This window comes from Acinetobacter sp. 228 (genome assembly GCF_048147885.1).
Window position 1 is genome coordinate 192727 of record NZ_JAYWYV010000004.1, and the last position, 23001, is coordinate 215727.

25 protein-coding genes are annotated in these 23001 nt (G+C 43.1%); 2 read left to right on the forward strand and 23 right to left on the reverse strand.

Annotated elements, in window-relative coordinates:
• Positions 1–18 precede the first annotated feature (18 nt).
• From VXQ92_RS04980 to VXQ92_RS04990, 3 genes are all read right to left on the reverse strand, one after another.
• Positions 19–2184: a malate synthase G gene (locus tag VXQ92_RS04980; protein ID WP_416680701.1), complete on the reverse strand. Its 2166-nt coding sequence runs from the start codon at positions 2182–2184 to the stop codon at positions 19–21.
• Positions 2185–2550: 366 nt separating this feature from the next.
• Positions 2551–3702: a cell division protein ZapE gene (gene zapE, locus VXQ92_RS04985; protein WP_064096555.1), complete on the reverse strand. Its 1152-nt coding sequence runs from the start codon at positions 3700–3702 to the stop codon at positions 2551–2553.
• Positions 3703–3786: 84 nt separating this feature from the next.
• A complete protein-coding gene (locus tag VXQ92_RS04990; protein WP_416680702.1) occupies positions 3787–4794 on the reverse strand; it encodes an AraC family transcriptional regulator ligand-binding domain-containing protein in 1008 nt (335 codons plus the stop codon).
• A gap of 144 nt (positions 4795–4938) precedes the next feature.
• On the opposite strand from VXQ92_RS04990, the gene VXQ92_RS04995 reads away from it, so the two are divergent.
• Both VXQ92_RS04995 and VXQ92_RS05000 read left to right on the forward strand, forming a co-directional pair.
• Positions 4939–6435 carry a flavin-containing monooxygenase gene (locus tag VXQ92_RS04995; protein ID WP_416680703.1) on the forward strand — a complete coding sequence of 499 codons (1497 nt, stop codon included), beginning with the start codon at positions 4939–4941 and terminating at the stop codon, positions 6433–6435.
• A 67-nt stretch (positions 6436–6502) separates the two neighbouring features.
• A complete protein-coding gene (locus VXQ92_RS05000) occupies positions 6503–7411 on the forward strand; it encodes a lysine exporter LysO family protein (protein WP_064096557.1) in 909 nt (302 codons plus the stop codon).
• Between the two features lie 403 nt (positions 7412–7814).
• Here the strand turns inward: VXQ92_RS05000 and pyrF are convergent, their stop codons facing one another.
• From pyrF to lpxK, 20 genes are all read right to left on the reverse strand, one after another.
• Complete coding sequence (gene pyrF, locus VXQ92_RS05005; RefSeq protein ID WP_144723782.1) at positions 7815–8495, reverse strand: orotidine-5'-phosphate decarboxylase; 681 nt, start codon at positions 8493–8495, stop codon at positions 7815–7817.
• 249 nt (positions 8496–8744) lie between these two features.
• A complete protein-coding gene (locus VXQ92_RS05010; protein ID WP_064096559.1) occupies positions 8745–9110 on the reverse strand; it encodes a lipopolysaccharide assembly protein LapA domain-containing protein in 366 nt (121 codons plus the stop codon).
• A gap of 21 nt (positions 9111–9131) precedes the next feature.
• Complete coding sequence (locus VXQ92_RS05015; protein WP_064096560.1) at positions 9132–9437, reverse strand: integration host factor subunit beta; 306 nt, start codon at positions 9435–9437, stop codon at positions 9132–9134.
• Between the two features lie 163 nt (positions 9438–9600).
• Positions 9601–11277, reverse strand: a complete 1677-nt coding sequence (gene rpsA / locus VXQ92_RS05020; protein WP_064096561.1) for a 30S ribosomal protein S1 — start codon at positions 11275–11277, stop codon at positions 9601–9603.
• 110 nt (positions 11278–11387) lie between these two features.
• Positions 11388–12071: a (d)CMP kinase gene (cmk, locus tag VXQ92_RS05025; RefSeq protein WP_144723781.1), complete on the reverse strand. Its 684-nt coding sequence runs from the start codon at positions 12069–12071 to the stop codon at positions 11388–11390.
• A 17-nt stretch (positions 12072–12088) separates the two neighbouring features.
• A complete protein-coding gene (locus tag VXQ92_RS05030) occupies positions 12089–12520 on the reverse strand; it encodes an SRPBCC family protein (protein WP_144723780.1) in 432 nt (143 codons plus the stop codon).
• A 60-nt stretch (positions 12521–12580) separates the two neighbouring features.
• On the reverse strand, positions 12581–13096 hold the full coding sequence (gene tadA / locus VXQ92_RS05035; RefSeq protein ID WP_416680705.1) for a tRNA adenosine(34) deaminase TadA: 516 nt from the start codon (positions 13094–13096) through the stop codon (positions 12581–12583).
• 6 nt (positions 13097–13102) lie between these two features.
• Positions 13103–14224: an enoyl-CoA hydratase/isomerase family protein gene (locus VXQ92_RS05040; protein ID WP_416680706.1), complete on the reverse strand. Its 1122-nt coding sequence runs from the start codon at positions 14222–14224 to the stop codon at positions 13103–13105.
• Complete coding sequence (ung, locus tag VXQ92_RS05045) at positions 14221–14934, reverse strand: uracil-DNA glycosylase (protein WP_064102719.1); 714 nt, start codon at positions 14932–14934, stop codon at positions 14221–14223. Before ung ends, VXQ92_RS05040 begins: the two co-directional genes overlap by 4 nt.
• 46 nt (positions 14935–14980) lie before the next feature.
• Positions 14981–15577 carry a 6-pyruvoyl trahydropterin synthase family protein gene (locus VXQ92_RS05050; RefSeq protein ID WP_416680708.1) on the reverse strand — a complete coding sequence of 199 codons (597 nt, stop codon included), beginning with the start codon at positions 15575–15577 and terminating at the stop codon, positions 14981–14983.
• A 151-nt stretch (positions 15578–15728) separates the two neighbouring features.
• A complete protein-coding gene (gene gspK / locus VXQ92_RS05055; protein WP_144723776.1) occupies positions 15729–16700 on the reverse strand; it encodes a type II secretion system minor pseudopilin GspK in 972 nt (323 codons plus the stop codon).
• Between the two features lie 12 nt (positions 16701–16712).
• Positions 16713–17348: a type II secretion system minor pseudopilin GspJ gene (gene gspJ, locus VXQ92_RS05060; protein WP_191730584.1), complete on the reverse strand. Its 636-nt coding sequence runs from the start codon at positions 17346–17348 to the stop codon at positions 16713–16715.
• Positions 17345–17782, reverse strand: coding sequence for a type II secretion system minor pseudopilin GspI (gene gspI, locus VXQ92_RS05065; RefSeq protein WP_416680744.1), 438 nt, complete (start codon positions 17780–17782; stop codon positions 17345–17347). The genes gspJ and gspI overlap by 4 nt, the downstream gene beginning before the upstream one ends.
• A 70-nt stretch (positions 17783–17852) precedes the next feature.
• The gene (locus tag VXQ92_RS05070) at positions 17853–18404 is read right to left on the reverse strand and encodes a type II secretion system protein (protein ID WP_064102722.1); all 552 of its coding nucleotides are present in this window, start codon (positions 18402–18404) and stop codon (positions 17853–17855) included.
• A gap of 9 nt (positions 18405–18413) precedes the next feature.
• Positions 18414–19028, reverse strand: a complete 615-nt coding sequence (locus tag VXQ92_RS05075; protein WP_064096571.1) for a TetR/AcrR family transcriptional regulator — start codon at positions 19026–19028, stop codon at positions 18414–18416.
• A 40-nt stretch (positions 19029–19068) separates the two neighbouring features.
• Positions 19069–19842, reverse strand: coding sequence for a TatD family hydrolase (locus VXQ92_RS05080; protein ID WP_416680711.1), 774 nt, complete (start codon positions 19840–19842; stop codon positions 19069–19071).
• A 27-nt stretch (positions 19843–19869) separates the two neighbouring features.
• On the reverse strand, positions 19870–20211 hold the full coding sequence (locus VXQ92_RS05085; RefSeq protein ID WP_004645468.1) for a PilZ domain-containing protein: 342 nt from the start codon (positions 20209–20211) through the stop codon (positions 19870–19872).
• A gap of 15 nt (positions 20212–20226) precedes the next feature.
• Positions 20227–21207 (reverse strand): DNA polymerase III subunit delta' C-terminal domain-containing protein, encoded by a 981-nt coding sequence (locus VXQ92_RS05090; RefSeq protein WP_064102725.1) that lies wholly within the window; start codon positions 21205–21207, stop codon positions 20227–20229.
• Positions 21208–21221: 14 nt separating this feature from the next.
• Positions 21222–21983: a 3-deoxy-manno-octulosonate cytidylyltransferase gene (gene kdsB, locus VXQ92_RS05095; RefSeq protein ID WP_416680712.1), complete on the reverse strand. Its 762-nt coding sequence runs from the start codon at positions 21981–21983 to the stop codon at positions 21222–21224.
• Positions 21984–21995: 12 nt separating this feature from the next.
• Positions 21996–23000: a tetraacyldisaccharide 4'-kinase gene (lpxK, locus tag VXQ92_RS05100; protein ID WP_416680714.1), complete on the reverse strand. Its 1005-nt coding sequence runs from the start codon at positions 22998–23000 to the stop codon at positions 21996–21998.
• Between the last annotated feature and the right edge of the window lies 1 nt (position 23001).

Here is a 23001-nt window from a genome sequence, read left to right on the forward strand (position 1 = left end):
TTTTTCAATTAGACAGGATTAGTCACCTGTATAACCTTTCAGTTTTAAACGCGCTGCATGTAAAAGTGGTTCGGTATAGCCTGATGGCTGTTCACCACCTTTAAAGATCAAGTCAGATGCTGCCTGGAATGCAATATTGTTGGCAAAGTCATCAGACATTGGCGTGTAAAGTGGATCATTGGCATTTTGCTCATCCACAATTTTCGCCATACGTTGCATGACTTCTTCTACCTGCTCACGACTTACGATGCCGTGACGTAACCAGTTAGCAACATGTTGCGAAGAAATACGGAGTGTTGCACGGTCTTCCATTAAACCGACATCATTAATGTCTGGCACCTTAGAACAACCCACGCCTAAGTCTACCCAACGCACGACATAACCTAGAATACCTTGACAGTTATTTTCAAGCTCTTTGAGCTTCTCTTCTTCTGTCCAGTTGGTATCTTTTGCAAGCGGTGGCGTTAACAAGTCATCAAGTGGCAATGCTTCAGTCGCAAGAAGTTCTTTCTGACGGTTGGCCACATTGATTTGATGATAGTGAATCGCGTGAATCACCGCACCTGTTGGAGATGGTACCCATGCACAGCTTGCGCCCGCTTCAGGATGCTCAGTCTTGGTCTTGTACATGTCAAGCAACATGTCTGGTTTTGGCCACATGCCTTTACCAATTTGTGCTTTACCACGTAAACCTGCTTGCAGACCAATCATCACGTTACGGTTTTCGTATGCTGGGAACCATACCTGGCCTTTGATCTCGCCCTTACGAACGAATGGACCTGCTTCCATTAAGGTATGGATTTCGTCACCAGTACGGTCCATGAAGCCTGTGTTAATGAAGATGGTACGGTCTTTAGCTTGAGCGATACAGTTCTTCAAGTTCACAGAGGTACGACGTTCTTCATCCATAATCCCGATTTTTAATGTCTTCGCAGGTAAGCCAAGTGCCTGTTCAGCACGCTCGAACAGTTCAACTGCAAATGCAACTTCTTCAGGACCATGCATTTTTGGCTTCACGATGTACATCGAACCCTTACGTGAGTTCTTGATCGTGTTTTCGCCGCGAATGTCAGCAATGGTAAGCAGTGGAGTCACCAAAGCATCCATGATGCCTTCATAGATTTCTTCGCCATCTACCAGAATTGCCGGGTTGGTCATCAAATGACCCACGTTACGAAGTAACATCAATGAACGACCGTGAACCTTAGTTTCACCGCCTTCAACATTTTTGAAAATACGGTCTTCATTTAGTTTACGTGTAACAGTTTTGCCATTCTTTTCGATGGATTCTTCCAGCGTACCGCGCATCAGGCCTAACCAGTTACGGTAACCTTCAACTTTCTCTTCGGCATCTACTGCTGCAACCGAGTCTTCCAAGTCTTGAATGGTGGTTACAGCTGCTTCAAGTACCACATCTTTTACGCCAGCAGCGTCAGTTTGACCAATCGGGCTAGTGGCATCAATTTGAATGATGGCATGCAGGCCGTTGTTTTTTAAAACAACTTCTGTTGGTGCAGAGGCTTCACCGTTATAACCTACAAATTTAGACGCATCTGCAAGCGTTGTGGTTGAACCGTCTTTCAGGCTTACAACTAAAGCATTACCTTCAACTGCGTATTGAGTCGCATCGGCATGTGAACCTTGCGCCAGAGGGAAAGTTTCATCCAGGAAGTTTTTCGCAAATGCGATAACTTTCTCACCACGTTTCGGGTTATAGCCTTTGCTTTTTTCCGCACCATCTTCTTCAGAGATCACATCAAAGCCATAAAGTGCATCGTACAATGAACCCCAACGTGCATTCGCTGCGTTCAGGCAGTAACGTGCATTACGTACTGGTACCACCAACTGTGGACCTGCCAATACTGCAATTTCTTCGTCTACATTTTCAGTGCTGATTTGAAAATCTTCTACTTCTGGTAACAAGTAGCCAATTTCAGTCAAGAAAGCTTTGTAAGCTTGTAATTCAAATGTGTTATTGCGGTGCCATTCGTCAATTTTTGCCTGAATGTCATCACGCTTAGCCAAAAGTGCTTTATTTTTAGGGCTAAGATCAACAACGACTTGTTCAAAGTTCTTCCAGTATGTTTCGCTGTCCAAACCCGAACCTGGTAGTGCTTCATTTTCGATAAAATCGTAAAGTTCTTTAGCAATCGCTAACTTGCCTTTTTGAATACGTGCAGTCATTGTCTTTCCTGATATTGCTACTTTTTATACAAGAGATTCTAGTATACCGATTAAAATCTAGCTGAATAGTATTATCACATTGCTAAATACTGAGCATTTTTTCTAGTATGAATACCCTCATAAACATATTTGATTCAGCTCAGCCACAATTAGATATCATTATGCTAAATACCCTAATGACAGTGTATAAAGTTTTCGAAATGTAGAAATTAGACTTAAGTTCAGATTTTCGAGCAAAAATTATGCATTCTTGTTATACACGATCATATTTAGATCAAGATTAAGCCATGTTTGATCAGGCTTGTCGATAATTTAAGTACCTATTTTTATAAAAAAAGCGCCAGTAAATAACCAGCGCTTTTATTGTTATTCTTCGTTTAAAGAGACTATTTTCTCGATCTGACGATGTTCTGAATTCAGGTATTCATCCGACTGCATTTCCAGCAAACGGGAACGGGTTCGTTCAATTTCAAAGGCCAGCTTCTCTCCCTGATAAATATCCACAATATTATCTTCCGAGGTCAAGAGCAACTTGACGCCGCGGTCATAAAACTCATCTACCAGATAAATAAAACGGCGCGTGCCATCACTCAGAAAATCGGTTAGATGGGGAACATTGCTGACCAAAACAGTATTATAAATATTGGCGATTTCAATAAAATCAGCCGGGCTACGTGGTTTTAAACATAGCTCAGAGAATTCACACCACAATACATCTTCGGTATGCGCTACGGTTTCAACAATACGGTTGTTGATAATAATCGGTTCTTCAGAGCGTGTTTGAGTCTGGGTTAAAGCATTAAAGCGCTGCGCAATCCAGTTTTTATGATCATGTGTTAACGGGAATTTAAACAGTTGTGCCTGTTTTAAAACCCGTAAACGGTAATCGACTCCGGCATCGACATTTAATACCACACAATTTTTCTTGACCAGTTCAATCGTTGGCAAGAAACGGTCGCGGTGAATCCCGTTTTTATATAACCCGTCTGGTGCAATATTCGAGGTAGCGATCAAGGTAATGCCGCGCTCAAACAGCTTCTGGAATAAATCGCTCAAGATCATTGCATCTGTCACATTCGATACAAAAAACTCATCAAAACAGATGACGACTGCTTCTTTATAAATCCGGTCCGCTACGATATCTAGCGGATTACGCTGCCCGGATAACTTATTTAATTCACGATGCACATGCTGCATAAAATGATGAAAATGCATCCGGGTTTTACGGCGAAACGGAATGGAATCATAGAACTGATCCATGAGCCAGGTTTTGCCACGCCCCACCCCACCCCACATATATACTCCTTTCGGAGATGTCTGACGGCGAAAGCGGCGGAATGCTTTTTTCGATGCCTTAAATCGCTGAATCAATTCCAGCCAGACACGATTCAGTTCATGTACTGCCATCGCTTGTGCTTCATCAGGCATAAACTGTCCAGAAGATATTGCTTGTGCATAACGTTCTGCAGGAGAAATCGGACTAAAGGCGGTGCTGTGCTGTGAATTAAAATCGGACATAGAATTTCGTACTATTTGGGATCAATTTAATTATAACGGAGTTTAATCAACACGCTATAACACTTTGGCATAAACAAACTTAGGCTATTTTATATATTGCCGAGGACTTTGCCCAAACCAGCGTTTAAAGGCATGGTTAAAAGCGGCCGGCTCGGAATAGCCCAATAATTCTGCAATCATTTCAATCGAATACTGCTTATATTCAATTAATCGCAAAGCTTTATCTTTAATAATCTCTTCACGAATCTGCTTATAACTGGTATCACATTGCTGTAACTGATGCCGCAAGGTCCGTTCGGGAATATTCAGTGCCTGTGCAGTTTCAGCCATACTTGGCATTAGACCGCTTTGGATTTCCAGATAATCCTGCACCCGCTGCACCACAGTCGGTGTCTTTTCGTCCTCCTGCAACCGCTCTAGCTCAGCCAGACATTTGGCTTCATAGATTGCAAAAGTTTCCTCATCCTTCGAGGGAATTTTAATATCCAGAACCGCTTCATCAAACCAGAATGCCGCCCGAGGTGCATCAAACTGTACCTGATTCCCATAATAATCATGATAGATCTTTAAGGTATTCGGATTTGCCGGATAGGCAAATGGCAACTCAATCCGCAAATCAGGTTTGGATAAACCCATCATTTTGTAAATTTCCCGGATAAACTTAAAAGTTCCGGAAATTTCCGCCTGTGCCAGCAACCTTCCCAAATGGTCATCTAGCTGCTTGGCTCGATAACATAGCGCACTATAATGTTCGCTATGCTCCAAAGCCAATTGACCGGTCAGATGCGTCAACTGCTGAAAACGGATCACCTGATTCAGTGCATCACGTACCGTAGGGCTCGTCACCAGCAACATGAGTAAGGGACCATAGCCTGCCAAGGCATAATGCTGGCCAATCAACAATCCTTGTTCAGGCTGAATTTCCTGCCCCACCACCTTGAGCACATCATTTTCCAGACTCGGATGGATAATCGAGCTTGGATCAAAGGCATCTACACGCAGCCCAATGTTTTGCAGTTTCTGATCGACCTGCATACCAGCCTTACGCATCCCTTGAATCAAATACATCAGACTGAGAACAGAACGTTTCATAACCATACAAGTACAATGTGATTTCTCTAGTTGTACTATAAAAATAATATGCCGGCTATTGCCGTTTAGATCAATTTTCTGTCTAATCACTAAGGAGCAGATTACGATAAATATCCCACATTAAAATAAGCAAGGAATGTACAAATGCTAGATCACGCCACTGCTACAGGCTCCCATCCCCATACCAAAGTTGCCATTATTGGAGCCGGTTTCGGCGGTATTGCCATGGCAATACGTTTACAGCAACATGGTATTTATGACTTCGTTATTCTGGAAAAAGGAAGTGATTTTGGTGGGACTTGGCGAGATAACCAATATCCGGGAGCAGCCTGTGATGTGCAATCACATTTGTATTCCCTGTCATTTGCTCCAAAAAGCAATTGGTCCAGGCGTTACGCTGAAGCACCAGAAATATTTTCTTATATTCAGGATCTGGTAACTGACTATAATCTCCGTGCTTTCTGCCGTTTAAATACTGAAGTTCTGGCTGCACATTACCAGGCAGATCGCTGTCTATGGCAATTACAGCTTCAGGATCAAAGTATCCTTGAAGCCCAGTTCGTTATCTTCGCTTCTGGGCCATTGCATATTCCCCAAATCCCACATATACCCGGTATTGAGAAATTTCAGGGCAAAGTCTTTCATTCCGCACAATGGGATCACACATATGACCTGAATGGCAAAAATGTTGCTTCAATCGGGACAGGTGGTAGCGCGATTCAATATATTCCGGAAATCGCTCCACAATGCAAACAACTTTACGTCATGCAACGTACAGCGGCCTGGATCATTCCTCGTGATGAACGTATCTACCCCGACTTTGAAAAGAAACTATTTAAAAAATATGACTGGTTTCGAAAGTTACATCGCACCCGCCTGTATTGGTCAAATGAATCGCGTGTCGTACCGATTGTCAAACCAGGCATTATGAAATTCACCCAAAAACTTGCAGAACTATTGATTAAATATGAGGTTAAAAATCCTGAATTGGCCAAAAAACTGACTCCCGATTACATCATGGGCTGTAAACGCATTCTGGTTTCAAACCGCTACTTTCCAGCTTTTAACCGCCACAATGTAGAACTGGTGACCGAGAAGATTCAGGAACTGACTGAACACAGTGTCATTACCCAAGATGGAAAAGAGCGGCTGATTGACTGTCTGATTTATGGTACCGGATTCATTACAGATCCACGTATCTATATGAAGAATTTTCAATGCACCGGACTCCATGGTGCAGAGCTGAATGACGTCTGGAAACAAGGCGCTGAAAGCTATTATGGAATTTGTGTAAAAGATTTTCCAAACCTGTTTCAGTTATTGGGACCCAATACTTTATTGGCGCACAATTCTGTGATTTTTATGATCGAGGCGCAAGTTGAGTATATCTTGCAACTAATAAAACTAGTCGATCAATCTCATAGTGATGCCATCATGGTCAAAGAGCAGGCGCAAGATACATTTAATCAGCAGGTGCAACATATGTTTGAAAAGACTGTTTGGCAATCTGGCTGTGTAAGCTGGTATCAGCAGGAAGGTGGTAAGAATTTCGCCTTGTGGCCGACTTATACCTGGAAATACTGGCTAAAAACCAAAAAAATCAATGCTGCAGATTATCAATTATTCAATAAACTTACCTAAAAGACTTTAGCATCCGATATCAAGCGATGGCATAATTTAAAGGTAAATTTTTCAATCCATTAAACTTATGCAATCGCTCTGGCTCATCTTTCAGCTTCTATTCTGTCTAGCACTCGGTTTTGCTATGGCAAAACGAATTCCGCAACCTATTATTAAAATCTGTTTCAAGCTATTGCCCTATTTTAGCTATGTATTATTGATTGCAATTGCCTTTGAATTTTCACAGCTTGTCGATGAATTACAGCATCCTCTCCAGATTCTGAGCACCTCGATCAGTATTGCCTTTCTGACTTCACTCGGTGCTTTTGCATTTTGTTATCTTCTATTTAAATGGGCAGGTTATCTTCCTAGTTCCGGTCGGGTATCCGTCGACCTGGTGCTTAAATCCCTACTGAACATGAGCTATGCCTTTTTGGCTCTCGCCGGCGGATACTTTTTACATGCAGGCTTGAGTCTATTTGATCTGTCCCTGCAAATCAGCACCTGGCATTTATTACTGGTATTTATGTTCATGATTGGCCTAGATCTGGCCAACTCACCCTTAGATCGATCCTGGTTAAATTTTAAAATTCTACTGGTCCCGATCGGTTGTATTTTTGGTTCATTATTTGCAGTCATCGCATATTCATTCTGGAATACCCAGATGGATCTGAAAGATTTGATCATGCTGTCACAAGGCTATGGCTTTTATTCGATGTCAGGCGTCGTTGTCACGGAACTTCGTAACGCTGAACTCGGCAGTATCGCCCTGATGAATGACCTGTTTAGAGAAATTTTTGCCATTTTACTGATGTATTGTATGGGCTGGAGATATCCAAGATCTGCGATTTCAGCAGCGGGTGCAACTGCAATGGATGTGACTTTACCGATGGTTAAACAGGCGTGCGGGCATGATTTTATTCCGCATGCTATGGTCAGCGGTTTCATTTTGTCACTGTTAGCACCAGTCATGGTAAGTGTACTGGCAGTGATTTAATTACTTTATCGCTTTCTCACTCTCTTCCCTGAGTCAGTTTTAAAGCAGGGTTTTAAAACGAAACACAAACAAGGAGGCTGAGAGGGCTGACTAAAAACTTAAATCAATATCACTTAAGGTATCGCCTACTGTTTCAACAACATCCGAAACCAGACTGATAGCATCAGATGCCAAACTGACCACATCAATTCCCGCTGTCCAATCTGTTGAGCTTGCCTGTTATTGCTGCTGTTCTTGTTGCTGAAGCTGTTCCGCCTGTTGAACACTTTGAATCAGATCATTCTGTTCCTTTTCTGAAGGTAATTCAGATGCATTCATAGGTTTTCCTTTAATTATTATTGATATTTTCTGAATATATAAAAAAAGCCTTTCATTGGAAAGGCTTTTTGTTGGTCAAATCATATTACAAGGTATCTAGAATATCTTTTAAGGTTTGGCGCATATTTTTAGACTGGGTAATCGGACGACCAATCACCAGATGCGTTGAACCATCTAGCATCGCCTGTTTTGGTGTTACAATACGTTTCTGGTCATCTGCATTTGACCCTTCTGGACGAATGCCGGGTGTCACTAATGCAAAGTCTTTTCCAATCGTTTCACGCAACATTTTTGCTTCTTGAGCTGAGCAGACCACACCATCTAGACCACTGTCTTTGGTCAGCTGAGCCAGACGTTTTACATGCTCATTGGGTTCAATATCCAGACCAATATCCTTTAAGTCTTCACGGCCCATCGAGGTAAGAACTGTGACGGCAATCAACTGAGTCTTATAATTACCTGCTTTTAACCGCTCTACACAGGTTTCCATCATTTTACGGCCACCTGAAGCATGTACATTGACCATCCACACTCCCAGATCTGCTGCCGCGCATACTGCCTGTGCTGTTGTATTTGGAATGTCATGAAATTTCAGATCCAGAAATACATCAAAACCTTTATCTTGAAGTGCTTTGACAATGATTGGCCCCTCATGGGTAAATAACTCTTTGCCAACCTTTACTCGACATAAAGCAGGATCTAGCTGTTCCGCAATCGTTAAGGCATCAAATTGGCTTTTAGCATCCAGTGCAACGATGATACTCATGAGTAGACCCTTCAAATTGACAAAATTAAGATATTATACGGACTAAGCTCATGCCGACCAAGAATATTTTCACAAAATATACTTGGTAATTCAAACTAAGTTATTTATTTATATAATTTTAAATATTATTTTAGCTATAATTATATATAGATAAATAATAAAAAACGCCTTTAAAGCTAAGTTAAAAGGCGTTTAATTAAAATTGGCAATATAAAATGTTTAAAAACAACTTTTGCCTGGCACTTTCACCTAAAGTGGTGTCGATGGTCGGTCATTAGAATTAATATCTAACACAGTTTTTTCATGCCGGGTATGGACGGCTGCTTCAGCAGCCATTAACTTGGCTGAATTCAATTGTTCTTTACGTAGGTGTTCAATGTCTTTACGAAGCCTTTTAATTTCCCAATTCGCCTGAAAAACCCTGAAGATCTGAACACCTAATAACAGGCCCAAAACTACACCCAAAGATAAAGTGAGGAGAAGTAATAATCCCAGGCGCATTGCTGGAACTTGAGTAAATAACAAGTCCACTGACAATTCAGTACCATTTTGCAGAACTAAAGCTAATGAATAACCAAACAGTACTAATAATAGAATGACCAGAACGTAACGCATGAGCACCCCGTATATTTACAATTATTTTTGTGCAGACTCGTTTACCGCATCACGAAGTGCCTTACCTGGTTTGAAGTGCGGAACTGCTTTTGCAGCCACTTCTACTGATTTACCAGTTTTAGGGTTACGCCCTACGCGCGGTTCACGGTGATGCAATGCAAAACTACCAAATCCACGAATCTCGATACGATTATCAGATGATAAAGCCTCTATCATTTGATCGATCATGATTTTAACTGCTTCTTCCACTAAGGGTTCAGCCAAATGCGGATTTTTTAACGCAATACGCTCTATTAAGTCAGACTTATTAAGTGCTTCAGTAGTCATCTGCGACCTCTTTAATTATCAAGCTACTTGGGATCTATTTCCAGATAATAACCTGTTTAAATACAAAACGGTAGCGCAATAATTAAATACTACGCTACCGTTTACAGTATTTGTATAAAAAGTATTAGTTAATTTACATTAACAATACAATTCAGACGCTTACTTAGTTGCTCATTTGCGCCTTGATCAGGTCACCAATAGTTTTAGGACCATTGTCTTGACCAGCTGGTGCTGTTTTCAAGTTAGCAACTGCTTCTTTCTCTTCAGCTTCGTCTTTCGCTTTGATAGACAAGTTGATTGCGCGAGATTTACGATCAACGTTGATGATCTTCGCTTCAACTTCTTGACCAACTTCAAGGAACTTAGTTGCATCTTCAACGCGATCGCGATTGATTTCAGATGCTTTCAGAGTCGCTTCAACTTCGTCAGCCAACTTAACAGTTGCGCCTTTAGCATCAACTGCAGTTACAGTACCTTTAACCAAAGCACCGCGTTCGTTAGCAGCAAGGAAATCATTGAACGGATCGTTGTTCATTTGTTTGATGCCAAGGCTGATACGGTTGCCTTCAGCGTCTACAGAAAGGATAACCGCTTCAACAGTGTCGCCTTTCTTGTAACGACGAATTGCTTCTTCGCCTTGTTCGTTCCAAGAAATATCAGACAGATGAACTAGACCGTCGATACCGCCTGGTAAACCGATGAAGATACCGAAGTCAGTGATAGATTTGATCGTACCAGAAACTTTTTCGCCTTTGTCGTGCTCTTTAGCAAACTCTTCCCATGGGTTAGCACGAGTTTGTTTGATACCAAGAGAAATACGACGACGCTCTTCATCAACCTCAAGAACCATAACATCAACTTCGTCACCAATCTGAACAACTTTAGATGGGTGGATGTTTTTGTTTGTGTGGTCCATTTCTGAAACGTGTACTAAACCTTCAACGCCTTCAGCGATTTCAGCGAAACAACCGTAATCAGTCAGGTTAGTTACGCGCGCTTTAACGATTGAACCTTTAGGGTAACGGTTCATGATCGCTAACCATGGATCTTCGCCAAGTTGTTTAAGACCTAGAGAAACACGGTTACGTTCGCGGTCGAATTTAAGTACTTTAACAGTAACTTCTTGACCCACTTCAACCACTTCTGAAGGATGCTTGATACGTTTCCAAGCCATGTCAGTGATATGAAGAAGACCATCAATACCGCCAAGGTCAACGAATGCACCGTAGTCAGTAAGATTTTTAATAGTACCAGTAACTGTTTGACCTTCTTCAAGCTGAGCAAGAAGAGCTTCACGGTCAGCTGAAGATTCAGCTTCCATAACAGCACGACGTGAAACAACAACGTTGTTACGTTTAGCGTCAAGTTTGATTACTTTAAATTCTAACTCTTTGCCTTCTAGGTGAGTAGTATCACGAATAGGACGAGTATCAACTAAAGAACCTGGAAGGAACGCACGTACTGGACCGATGTCAACAGTGAAACCACCTTTAACTTTACCAGAGATAACACCAGTAACGATTTCGCCGTCTTCAAAGATTTTTTCAAGTTTAGTCCAAGTTTCTGCGCGTTTAGCTTTTTCGCGAGAAAGAACTGTTTGACCCATACCGTTGTCAAGTGCTTCAACAACTACGTCTACAGTGTCGCCAACTTGAACTTCAAGTTCACGTTGTTCATTTAAGAACTCAGCACGGTCAACAACGCCTTCAGATTTAAGGCCAGTGTCAACAGTTACCCAATCAGAGTCAATGCTTACTACAACGCCCTGGATTACTGCACCCTTTTCAACGTTGAGGTTTAATTCGCTTGCTTCAAAGAGGGCTGCAAAAGATTCGGTCATGATATTTCCGATAAAGTCAGCGGTCTTGGATCAGACAAGGCCGGTTTAATTAAGCATCTACATAGTCCATATAAAACTGATCAAGCTATGCGTTTGCTGATAAAATTGGGTTAATTTGCTAACTGCTGATCTACATAAGTAGTCATCAGCTGGAATACTTCATCGATGTTCAAATCTGAACTGTCGATAATGTAAGCATCATCGGCAGGCTTGAGCGGAGCGACAGTGCGTTCCATATCTCGTTTATCGCGTGCAATGATATTAGCTAAAATGTCGTTTATTTTAACATCCAGCCCCATACCCTGCAACTGCTTTACACGTCTTTGCGCGCGCGATTCAGCCGAGGCAGTCAAATATATCTTGGCTTGGGCGTTAGGAAAGATGCTGGTTGCCATATCACGCCCGTCCGCCACCAAGCCCGGCGCCTGTGCAAAAGCATGTTGACGTGAAACCATGGCGGTTCTAAGCTCAGGAATTGCTGCGACTTTTGAAGCAAATTCCCCCACCCGCTCAGTACGAATGGTTTGGGACACATCTTCGCCATCCAGCCACACCTGCACCCCGGTGTCTGTATTCACAAACTGGATATCCAGATTTGTTGCGATTTGTACGCATTCTGGCAATTTGGTATCCAATGAGTCCAGCAAATCATGATGATGCAATGACAAACCCAAAAGACGGTATAAAGCACCAGAGTCTAATAAATGAAACTGATAATGCGCAGCCAGTTTCGCTGCCAACGTACCTTTGCCCGACCCACTTGGACCATCAATGGTAATAATTTGAACTGTCATTGCTTTCCCGTTGTTGTTTAAACAGATTTTGCGAGTTTTGTCAGGCCTAGTTTAATCGCTGCCCGTAACTGTGCAAGGATTAATTTACTCACAAAAGGTGCTCGTGCCTGCAATTCAATCGTATAAGTCACTAGTGTTTTATCATCAGTCAGCGCTTCAAATTCAATAATACCCAAATGATGCTTGATCAGCGGATTTTTAATAATCTGGTATTCGATGCGGCTATTCGGCTCGAACAGAGTAATTTGTTCTTTCAGCGGCTTCACTGGCCCCACCCCCATTGCACGCACTGAACCCAGCCCATCTGGATATTCAACATCTGCAGAATCCTTGATTCGCTCAACCTGCATCGGTGCAAAAGCCACATTATAGGTGGCATGCTTGGACATCAAATTAAAGACATCATCAATTGCTGCCGGAAATTCTTTTTTTACTTGAATACTGTTCATTATTATTCCTGAAAATTACAGATATTTGAAAGTGAGCAAATTCTAGCGGATAAGCTGGAATTATTTCTGCGTATTTAATGACTTTTCTTGTAACTTGAGTTGCCGTTTCTGTTCACGACGCACTTTAAAAAATACACTGAGCTGTTCCGAGCATTGCTGCTGCATACAACCCGCCTTGAAAGGAAACACATGATTATAATAGCCAGTTTCAAACAGTTGGCGTGCGCTCACCAGTGAGCCTGCTTTCGATTCAAATGCCCCGAATACTATCCGTGAAACCCGTGAATGAACCAGTGCGCCGACACACATGGTGCATGGCTCGAGGGTTACATACAGTACCGCATCTTCAGGTAACCGATAATTTTGAATGTTTTGACAAGCATCCCGCAGTGCAACAATTTCTGCATGTGCAGTCGGATCATTTAATGTGATCGGCGCATTAAACCCTTGGCCAATGATCTGATTCTGGCTGACAATAATCGCACCCACGGGAATTTCACCCTGTGCAGCAGCAAGTGCAGCCTGCTCGTAAGCATGCTGCATCCAGTATTCATCTGTAAATTGTGTTTCGGACATTGAGACTTAAATCACACCATACTGCTTGAGCATGTCATTCCAGCTTTCAATAGTCGTAACTGGAGGATTTTGAGATAAGATTCCTTTCAAGCTCATATCTGTACCCTTTTTCCATTCAGGAGAAAGATCTTTATCGACCAGACGTGCTCGTACACCCTCAACAAAATCATGATGACGAATTTTCCAGTCTGATATCTGAACTTCCAGTTCAAAAACTTCCTTCCAGGAATGTACCTGCTTACCCCATTGCCATAATAGCCAGGTCAAGGCTGCAGTGGTGGGTGAACCTTTTTTAAGGTTTTCACTGGCCTGACGTAACCAGTCACTGCGTGCGTCACTGAGGCCAATAATTGACTCATAATCATGCTCAAAGTTGATACCACGACAAACACTATGAATGACATCCAGGGAGTTTTGCAGCGGTCCTGGACCTACCGGACGGTGCATACTGTTCAGGGTGTCATCAATGGCGCGAAAGTCACCTGCAGGATAATGACCCCAATCGATATTAACGACTTTATGCAAAACTGAATCACGCTGTGCATCACAAATATGGGTGGCCCAGCCAATCCCATAAGCGCCCGCAGCGGTCATGATCGAACCAGTTAATCCGTTAAACAAGCCAATCGCACCACGATCTGCCAGGAAGCGGGTTGCGCCTACATCTGGATATAAACCGATATTAATTTCAGGCATCGCCAAACGCGAATACGGTGTCACTAAACGAAAAGGCGCCGCCATAAACAGGCCCAAACCACCACCCATTACATAACCCTCGCCCCAGACTAAAACGGGTTTGGCATAATTATGCAATAACAGATCGAGCGCGTATTCCTGCTCAAAGAACTTATTGGCAGCCGCCACTTCATCATTAATAACCAGTTGACGCAGCTTACGTACATCCCCACCTGCGCAGAAAGCTTTCGGTGTGGTTGAGTCCAGCCAGATGGCTTTGACGCTGTCATCATGATGAAAATCCTGAAATACTTCCAGAAGTGCGGAAGCAATCGATTCATCGAGAGCGTGCAAAGATTTTGGTCGATTCAAGCGAACGATACGCCAGCCATTGTTCGCTTCTTCAACAATCAGATCCGGATGGTAAGGTTTAGTTACAGGAGAATATGTCATGCGTCCAGCTGCCAATCTATAGGCTCAATGCCATGTTGTTTGAGATAATTATTTGTTTTCGAAAAAACTTTACAACCAAAAAAACCACCCCGGTTAGCCGACAAAGGCGACGGATGCGCTGCTTTTAATACCAGGTGTTTATTTTGGTCAATGCGCTGTCCTTTACGCTGTGCGTATGCGCCCCAAAGAATAAATACAATATGTTCACGCTGTTCATTCAATACATCAATGACGTGATCAGTAAAATCTTCCCAGCCACGTTTCTGATGTGAAGTTGGTTGAGCGGCTTCCACTGTCAGTACAGCATTCAGCAAAAGTACGCCCTGTTCTGCCCAGTGCGTCAAGTCACCATGCTTAGGAATCTTTATGCCTAAATCATTGTGCAACTCGTGAAAGATATTACGTAAAGATGGGGGCAATGCAACCCCTTTTTGCACTGAAAAGCTTAAGCCATGTGCCTGATTTGGACCATGATAAGGATCCTGACCAATAATTACGACCTTGACCCGATCTAGCGGCGTAGTATTCAAAGCATTAAAAATCAGGTGATTCGGTGGATAAATGACTTTATCCGCTTTTTTTTCTTCAAGGAGAAATGCTTTTAATTCATCCATTTTCGGACTGAGTAAAAAATCACTCAATCCGTATTTCCAGCTTTCATCCAACTGAACTTTATTCAGTTTGGCCAGTTGCTGTTCATTTAAAGACATTCTTCAATCCTAAATCTATGTCAATCGATTTAAAGTCATGCAGACTCTAGATCTGTACCTGTAAATCTACTGCAGGGTTATGAAATGGCACACCCTGTTTCAGCTTGGCAAACATGTCCGGATCTGCCCATTCAGCCTGCACCTGCTCCGAGAACTCGATCTGGTCAAGACTCAAAACACCCATCTGTTCATTTTGAATATCTTCTAGAAAACTCTGTGCATAGCCTGTGTCGGTTTCATGCACAATCACAGAATAGACTTCAACATCACCCTCGCCATTTTGCGTCACCGTCGATACCAGCACCTGCTGTGCCAGAAAGAAGAAAATGCGAGAAAACTGTTCTGCAGATGGCGAAACCGGCAAAGAAACCCAACGCGCACTAAAATTCTTGCAAGCCTGAATATATTCAGGATCATCTTTTTGCCAGAAGCAGATTGCATGGTCAAATGAATCAAAGAAATCCTTAATCACCCCTTTGAGCAGACCAAAATCATAAACCATCTGGCCATGATCCAGCTTCGAGGCTTTCAGCAATAACTCGACTTTATAGCTATGGCCATGGATCGAACGCTTACAGCGATCTGACGTGCAGTTACGCACAATATGAGCATTCTCAAACTTAAATAACTTACGAATTAACATATGCCGTAATGTCGTCAAAAAATAGGTGAATTAATTATGATTATAAAGCAAAAGTAGAGCTTTGAGGATTAATTTTGCTGTTTAGCATGATAGGGAAAAGGCATCAAGCCATATTCAGATCCATTCGATTTGTATAATTTATAAACTATACTTAAAAGGGCGCCATGCTGCGGTAAGCGACATAAACCTGTTTATCCCGACGCACCAGCTCACTGCTAAACTGACGCTTGCGCTCACTTAAAACCACTTCAATTTGGGCTTTAAAATAATTGGATTGCACTCCAAGCAGACTGTTCAACACATTTCGCTTAGCTGCCTCGACCTGAGCAAAAGGCTCAAGCGCCCATAACTCAGAAACATTGGAAAAATGCTCCAAATTGGCCTGACGCTGATCCAGTAACTGCTGCACTGCATTCACATCAAGCTTTTCATCCATACTGGCCAGAAGAAAAGCCGAGGCTGTATTGATATTGACTGTACTGTCCTGCATGGGTGCGGCACTGAGATAAGATTCAATCAGTTTATATTTATTTTCTTCAAAGCCGCGAATCAGTTTTAATTCTTCCACACTATGAAACTTTGCGTTTGGGGGCAAAGCCGCATTGGGCAAGCCTTGATAATAATTAGATTCAGCACCCATCGAACCGCTGGGAATCTCATTTTCATCCTGCCAGTCAATGACTGCTTCACTCAGCTGTGCGGGTAAACCGGCGCGCTTTAAGATCAGCTCAAACCATACCTTGGCATTTTCATTCACCGTACCTTCAGCAGTGACCAGGCTATTTAAATTAAACTTGCCCGATTCATCCTGTATTATTCCTGAGACATACCCGTCTTCTACCGGAAAAGCCGGCATGGGCTGCGCCCAGGTTTCCTGTAAATGATCAACCTCAGCGGCATTTTCGGCATCATCGACCAAGAGTTCTGAAAAAAAGGCCTCAGCACTTTTGGCATATATAAGAGACTGATTTTGGCGCATCAGATAAGCAGTACTTTCTGCTGTGGCAGCCTGACGCTTTGCAATTGTGGCAGCGAGAATAGTCGCCAATGCCACCATCACTAAAATGGTAATCAGTGCAATGCCTTGTTGCTGTTTGATCATGATCGCTTTTTTCATTTTCATTTCTTATTATTCTTAGCCTGGTTGGCCTGTATTCTGAGCATCAAGCAAAAAATCTGTGTTTAACAAACTAAATATCCATTCATAGCTAATAGCATTTACGGTTAAATTGATTTTAATCCCTTTGGGCAAACGTTGCTTCTGCTCTAACTGGTTCAGATCCACAGAGGCATCCGGCCATTGCGTGAGTTCATTCGGATTAAGCACCACAATCTGAAATTGTTCAACTTCCGACAATAAAACACTAGATTCCGGCTGGTCTTGGCCGGTTTGATTCAGGTTCCGGTATTTCAGGCGATAAAGTTTCTGCTCATCAGGCCGGTATTGATATTCAATGCGCTCATCGGGAGAAATTCCTTCTTGCAAAGGATCAGTTACCCCGGTTTTACTGAAATTAAAGCGTCCGTTCTGCAACACCAGAGCCGGCTGTATATCTCCATTAATGTTGGCCGTTAAGGGCACTGCCTGTACGGTATCTCGTAGAATTTGCTGATATGTTTCCTGTAACTGCCCTAAACGCTGTTCATGAATCACATTCTGATCTTTGGTTTTGACAATATAATCAAAAACTTTCCAACCTAAAGCAGACAATACTGCAAAGATCGCAATTGCGACCAATAATTCAACCAGGGTAAATCCTTTAGGTTTCATGGAGTATTGTTCATGCGATGATTAAAGAACGTCAGGCTGCTGATACCAGATTCTACCTGACCATTGTCCGGGTTGATCAGACTGACCTGCAACTCAATTCGTTGTACGTTGGGACTTACTGTCGGTTCACTGCGTTTATCGATTTTCCAGGTTTCACCTTGCTGGGTCAGCTGTTTAGAAGCCGTCCCTTCCATCCATTCCTGATTAATTTCCATTTTTGCCACTTCATTTAAAGCAATAAACTGCGCCTTAGTCCGCAAAATAGCATTTGAGGTCGACTGGGTATATTGCATTGCGACTTTGGTCAAGGTCATGGCTGCTGTCGCAAAAATTGCCAGGGCCACCATGACTTCCAGTAAGGTAAAACCTGAGCGAGGATAAACGAAACAACGTTTCGTCCGAGTGCAAGACGAAGTCCTATGCTCGCAGTACACATGATCAAATCCATAAACACTGGGCTTAAACGACTTGATAACATCCGAGCCAGCATTCTGCTTGAAATATCTAGATTTCATTGATTTTACCCAGATGGTCAACTTCAATGGCAGCTCCTATTTCACGCTCTTCGAAAAAGAACTGAATCCGTACCGGTTTAACCTCACCATTGCCAAGCCAGATTAACTGAGGAGAATTTGCCTGAGTCAGATCACGGTTTTTTGCATTGGCAAAACGCTGCTGCTCCAAGCTCTGAATCTGGAAGGAAACATGATCAGGCAAACTGCGCAATTTAAAATCTGCATAACTTTGCCATTTCTCATTTTGCAGGTTCTGACCACTCTGCACTGTTGAGCGATACTCTATAATTGCATAACGAAATGGCGTGACATCTGTCGCAGTCTGAACATCAAGCGCGAGTATCCTGGACTGGTCATTGGCTTCTCGTAATACCCGCTGCAAGTCCATTAATAAAATTTCACGCGCCTGCATGGCCTTACGCTGATCGACACCACTGGTATTTAACAGCACCAAAGACGCCATGATACCCATGATCACAATCACCACCATCAATTCGATTAAGGTAAAGCCACGAACTGCGCTGTGAGGTGATCTGATCATAGGACGACCTTAGGCAAACTGCTCGGCAGGATGTACCTGCTTGGGCAAAGCCAGTGCCTGATCAATATAGGCCACACGCAAGGTATCTCGTGAACCCAGATAACGCTGATAGAAACTGGAATTGAGAATTGCTGCAGCACCATGGGTCAGCGACCAGATCGAAGCCAGATAATCGCGTACTGACATATGGCTGTTGATGGATGCCAGATAAGTTTCTGTCATACGGATAATCAGACGTAAGCGCTGTTTACGTACCTGATAAAGTTCGCTAAACAGGTGCTGAATTCCAACGCCAGTTGTTGACAGGCGTTCTTCAATCTGGTGAAACAGCACGGTACGCTCAGGATGATGCAAATGATGCAGCATAAAGAAGGCCAGATGTTCAGGAAAAGCTTTATCGCTATCCTGAATCATTTCCAGCAACATGCGCTCATTACGGATAATCAGCAGCATGTATAGCTCATCTTTACTCTGGAAATGTTTATAAAGTGTCCCTTTGGCCAGATCAAGCTCGGCAGCAAGCGCATCTAGCGTCATTCCCGCTTCACCATTTTCCAGCAGGAGCTGTTCTGCAACTTGAAAAATCAAGGTTTCTCTTGCTCGAAACTGAGCCTGACGATCCATCTTCACCCTATAAACTCTCTTGTACTTTATATAACTTTATTTACTTTAAATTCAGAAGATTTTCAAAGTTCTGCTTTGTGATATAAGCCATTTCTTCTATTGACTTATCATATACATCGCAAAGCGCTTTGGCTACATAAGGAACGTATTTAGGCTCATTAGATTTACCACGATACGGCATTGGCGCAAGATAAGGACTATCAGTTTCAATCAGCACACGATCCAGCGGAACCTGCTTGGCGACATCACGCAAATCTTGCGCATTCTTAAAGGAAATAATTCCGGAAAATGACACATAATAACCGCAGTCCAATACTGCTTTTGCAGTTTCCCAGTCTTCGGTAAAACAATGCAAAATCCCGTGTGTCGATTTTTCCGCCCGGATAATATCGACAGTATCATGCTTAGCGGAACGGGTATGAACAACTACAGGCTTTTTGGTGATTTGTGATGCATGGATATGCCGGGCAAAGCAGGCTTTCTGTTCTGCAATAAAATCGGTACTGTGATAATAGTCCAGACCGGTTTCACCGAGCGCCCAGACTTTTTCCGGTTGTGCCAGCTCGACCAGATATTCAGTCGTGGCACGCGACATCGTGGCAGCATCTTCGCAAGGATGTACGCCAACGGTATAACCGACATCTGCATGACGCGCGGCAATTTTGGCCAGCTCGATATGATCATCCAGATCGACCGAGATACTCATGAATTTGGAAACACCGGCTTCACGAGCCTGAGCCAATGCCTGATCCAGATCACCATGATATGGTGTCAAATCAAGCAGGGTTAAATGACAATGAGTATCTACAAACACGATGCGTTCCTACCAAGGGTAAATTAACTACATAGTGTAACTTTTACGTCCTTCAGATTTAAGACCTGCAACCAGACGATCTGCTTCATTTTTGAAATAAACGCCTTTTTCACCGCTTAACTGGATGCCAAAGCCTTGGGGCTTGATGCCATTCTGCTTTTGCGAGACCCAGATGACTTTACCAGTTAAAGGAATTTTCTGGGTCTGGTCAGGCAAAGTTGTCAATACAAAAACTTCTTCGCCCAGTTTGACCGGCTGCTTGGAAGGAATAAAAAGCCCACCACCCACAACATAAGGCATATAGCTGGCAAACAATGTTTCGATGTCAGGAATAGTAGCCTGAATAATACCGCCCATACGTGGTTGCATGTGATTTCCCCTTAATTAAAGATTCATCAGCTTGATAAACAATTCATCAATGACCAGATTGCTCTGGACATTCTGTTCAAGGTATTGCTTGGCTTGCTGAAAATCCTCATAAATTTTAAAAAGTGCTTCTAATGAATATTGTTCGGCAAGTACATTGAATTCAAGGTCAATGTTTTTCACCGTCTGATTTAGCTTGACACAAATTAAATCGGACAACAAGTATTCAAACATTTGAGCAAAGTCACTAAAATTCAGGTTTTTATTCCATTTGGTCGCAATTGCCAGTGGCATATTTTTTTGCATGACCAGTTTTTGCCAGTCTTGCAGAAAGTCCTGACGCAGTGGCAGCCAAGCACTTTGTGCAACCTCTAATGCCTGTAATGGCATCTGATTAGACAGGTTCATCAATAACTGTTGCTGGCTAGCACCTGCATCCGGGAGCTGATTCTGGACATAATCGCTAAATTGTTCTGCGGAAATCCGGTCCAAAGCAAAATGCTGCAAACGACTGCGGATGGTCGCAGGCAATTTTAAATAATGATTCGCCAGTAAAATAATAACTGTATTATCACCGGGTTCTTCCAGTGTTTTGAGCAAGGCATTGGCAGAGGCAATATTCAAGGCTTCTGCCGGTTCAATCACAATCACGCGCCAGCCATCTACAGTCTGTTGCACAAAAGGCAATAAATCACGAATCTTCTCAATCTTGATTTTGGCATTCTGTTTTTTATTGTCGTCATCGGTACTGATATGCACATAGTTGGGATGGGTGTCTGCCTTTAACCATTGACAGCTACTGCATTCACCACATGACCCCACAGGCTGACGATTCAGGCATAACACCCAAGCCAGAAACTGTTGGGTAAACGCTTCTTTGCCACAGCCTTTTTTTCCATAAAACAATAAACCATGCCCAAGCTTGGGAAAGCGCCCGGTCAGGGTTTCCCAAACCTGTTGCTGCCATGGATAGATATGTGCATTGACATCAAAAGGCATGTATTTGACTCTTCTTAGGCAAAATGGGAAAGATCCATCTGATTCAGGCGATCCAGATCTTCCTGGGTATCCACCCCTGGCGGCAAATTGGCTTCAGCCACCGCAATAGCAATACGGTGTCCATTTTCCAGAACCCGTAACTGTTCTAGAGATTCCAGTTTCTCCAGCACACCCATTTCCCAGGTCACATATTCTTGCAACAGTTTGACCCGATAGGCATACAGGCCTAAATGACGATAGGCTTGATCATGCAGTTTTGGTTCAGCCAGTTTCGCGCCATCACGGTCATAAGGAATGGTGGCACGGCTAAAATACAGTGCCTGCTGGTGTTTTGACATGACGACTTTCACAATGCTGTCACGCTTGAATTCATCCAATTGATGGATCGGCTCACATAGCGTCGACATGGAAGATTCAGGCTGATCTTCTAGAAGTTGAGCCACCTGTTTTACCAGTTGCGCCGGCAGTAAAGGTTCATCCCCCTGTACATTGACAATAATGTCATCACTGGCCCAGCCTTTAATTCGAGCCACTTCACTCAAGCGGTCTGTGCCGGAAGGATGATCCGCTGAGGTAATCACCACATCAATGCCTTCAGTAAGGCAAACAGCGGCAATACGTTCATCATCAGTTGCCACACACAGATCGTCAAAACCTTGCACTTTTTTGGCTTGATCCACTACCCGCAGAATCATGGGACGACCATGAATTTCCAGCAACGGTTTACCCGGCAGACGTGAACTGGCGAAACGTGCAGGAATAACAATGTGTTTCATAATGAATGAGCCTTAAGAAATTTGAATACCGTATTGTTGTAACTGTTGCTGCAAGACTGTATAGCAGGCTGGCGATAGGACTGCATCGACTGGCACCACCCAGATATCCTGTTTAAAATCTGGATATTGTTTAAGTAGCGCCATAATTTTTACTGCGTCCTTTTCAGTCGTAATGATCGGATTACTATCATCAAACTGTAAATCCTCAATATCATAGTCATGATGGTCTGGAAACTCATGACACTGAAATTGTTCTATGCCTAAATTTTGCAAGGTCTGATAAAACCGCTGTGGAAAGCCAATGCCGACCACCGCATAAAAAGCCGCTTGAGGGTTAAAGATTTTAGTGCTGTCCTGATTGAGCAAATAAGGCTGTGATGCAGCCAGATGCATATTCAGTTCAGAACCTGGATGGGCTGCATGCTCAATTACGGTTCCCGTTTTCAAACGGGTCACTGGTTCACGTAGATAACCTTCTGGAAGCAGTTTCTGATTACCCAGACCGCGATTATTATCCAGCACAATCCACTCAATCTGGCGGTTCAAGGCCCAGTGCTGCAGGCCATCATCACAGATAATCAGATCCAGCTCATGTTTCTGCAATAACAGTTCAATACTTTTCTGCCGGTTGGGACCAACTGCCATCGGCACGCCTGTTGCCTGTACAATCAAGGCGGGCTCATCTCCGACAATCTCCGGCAGGGTATTAAAGTCGACATAGGCAGGAAATGGACCTTGGCCGCCATAGCCTCGACTGATCACGCCTACCCGAACATTTTTCACGGTTAAATAATCCACCAGATGAATCAGCAAAGGTGTTTTACCGCTACCACCGACTGTGATGTTACCAATCACCATAACGGGAATCGGCGCGCTATAACTTTTTTTAATGCCTTTTTGATAAAGCCAGTGATTGCCGACAAAACCCAGGCGATATAACCATGACAAAGGACGCAGCACCACCAGCCACTTTGCCTGTGCATTCCAAGCATCCTGAATGATTTGTGCCAGTGCCATA

What these genes read in the sequence shown, in the direction of transcription:
- VXQ92_RS04980 (WP_416680701.1), bottom strand. Translation starts at nt 2,184, where the DNA reads ATGACTGCACGTATTCAAAAAGGCAAGTTAGCGATTGCTAAAGAACTT.
- zapE (WP_064096555.1), bottom strand. Translation starts at nt 3,702, where the DNA reads ATGTCCGATTTTAATTCACAGCACAGCACCGCCTTTAGTCCGATTTCT.
- VXQ92_RS04990 (WP_416680702.1), bottom strand. Translation starts at nt 4,794, where the DNA reads ATGAAACGTTCTGTTCTCAGTCTGATGTATTTGATTCAAGGGATGCGT.
- VXQ92_RS04995 (WP_416680703.1), top strand. Translation starts at nt 4,939, where the DNA reads ATGCTAGATCACGCCACTGCTACAGGCTCCCATCCCCATACCAAAGTT.
- VXQ92_RS05000 (WP_064096557.1), top strand. Translation starts at nt 6,503, where the DNA reads ATGCAATCGCTCTGGCTCATCTTTCAGCTTCTATTCTGTCTAGCACTC.
- pyrF (WP_144723782.1), bottom strand. Translation starts at nt 8,495, where the DNA reads ATGAGTATCATCGTTGCACTGGATGCTAAAAGCCAATTTGATGCCTTA.
- VXQ92_RS05010 (WP_064096559.1), bottom strand. Translation starts at nt 9,110, where the DNA reads ATGCGTTACGTTCTGGTCATTCTATTATTAGTACTGTTTGGTTATTCA.
- VXQ92_RS05015 (WP_064096560.1), bottom strand. Translation starts at nt 9,437, where the DNA reads ATGACTACTGAAGCACTTAATAAGTCTGACTTAATAGAGCGTATTGCG.
- rpsA (WP_064096561.1), bottom strand. Translation starts at nt 11,277, where the DNA reads ATGACCGAATCTTTTGCAGCCCTCTTTGAAGCAAGCGAATTAAACCTC.
- cmk (WP_144723781.1), bottom strand. Translation starts at nt 12,071, where the DNA reads ATGACAGTTCAAATTATTACCATTGATGGTCCAAGTGGGTCGGGCAAA.
- VXQ92_RS05030 (WP_144723780.1), bottom strand. Translation starts at nt 12,520, where the DNA reads ATGAACAGTATTCAAGTAAAAAAAGAATTTCCGGCAGCAATTGATGAT.
- tadA (WP_416680705.1), bottom strand. Translation starts at nt 13,096, where the DNA reads ATGTCCGAAACACAATTTACAGATGAATACTGGATGCAGCATGCTTAC.
- VXQ92_RS05040 (WP_416680706.1), bottom strand. Translation starts at nt 14,224, where the DNA reads ATGACATATTCTCCTGTAACTAAACCTTACCATCCGGATCTGATTGTT.
- ung (WP_064102719.1), bottom strand. Translation starts at nt 14,934, where the DNA reads ATGTCTTTAAATGAACAGCAACTGGCCAAACTGAATAAAGTTCAGTTG.
- VXQ92_RS05050 (WP_416680708.1), bottom strand. Translation starts at nt 15,577, where the DNA reads ATGTTAATTCGTAAGTTATTTAAGTTTGAGAATGCTCATATTGTGCGT.
- gspK (WP_144723776.1), bottom strand. Translation starts at nt 16,700, where the DNA reads ATGAAAATGAAAAAAGCGATCATGATCAAACAGCAACAAGGCATTGCA.
- gspJ (WP_191730584.1), bottom strand. Translation starts at nt 17,348, where the DNA reads ATGAAACCTAAAGGATTTACCCTGGTTGAATTATTGGTCGCAATTGCG.
- VXQ92_RS05070 (WP_064102722.1), bottom strand. Translation starts at nt 18,404, where the DNA reads ATGATCAGATCACCTCACAGCGCAGTTCGTGGCTTTACCTTAATCGAA.
- VXQ92_RS05075 (WP_064096571.1), bottom strand. Translation starts at nt 19,028, where the DNA reads ATGGATCGTCAGGCTCAGTTTCGAGCAAGAGAAACCTTGATTTTTCAA.
- VXQ92_RS05085 (WP_004645468.1), bottom strand. Translation starts at nt 20,211, where the DNA reads ATGCAACCACGTATGGGCGGTATTATTCAGGCTACTATTCCTGACATC.
- VXQ92_RS05090 (WP_064102725.1), bottom strand. Translation starts at nt 21,207, where the DNA reads ATGCCTTTTGATGTCAATGCACATATCTATCCATGGCAGCAACAGGTT.
- kdsB (WP_416680712.1), bottom strand. Translation starts at nt 21,983, where the DNA reads ATGAAACACATTGTTATTCCTGCACGTTTCGCCAGTTCACGTCTGCCG.
- lpxK (WP_416680714.1), bottom strand. Translation starts at nt 23,000, where the DNA reads ATGGCACTGGCACAAATCATTCAGGATGCTTGGAATGCACAGGCAAAG.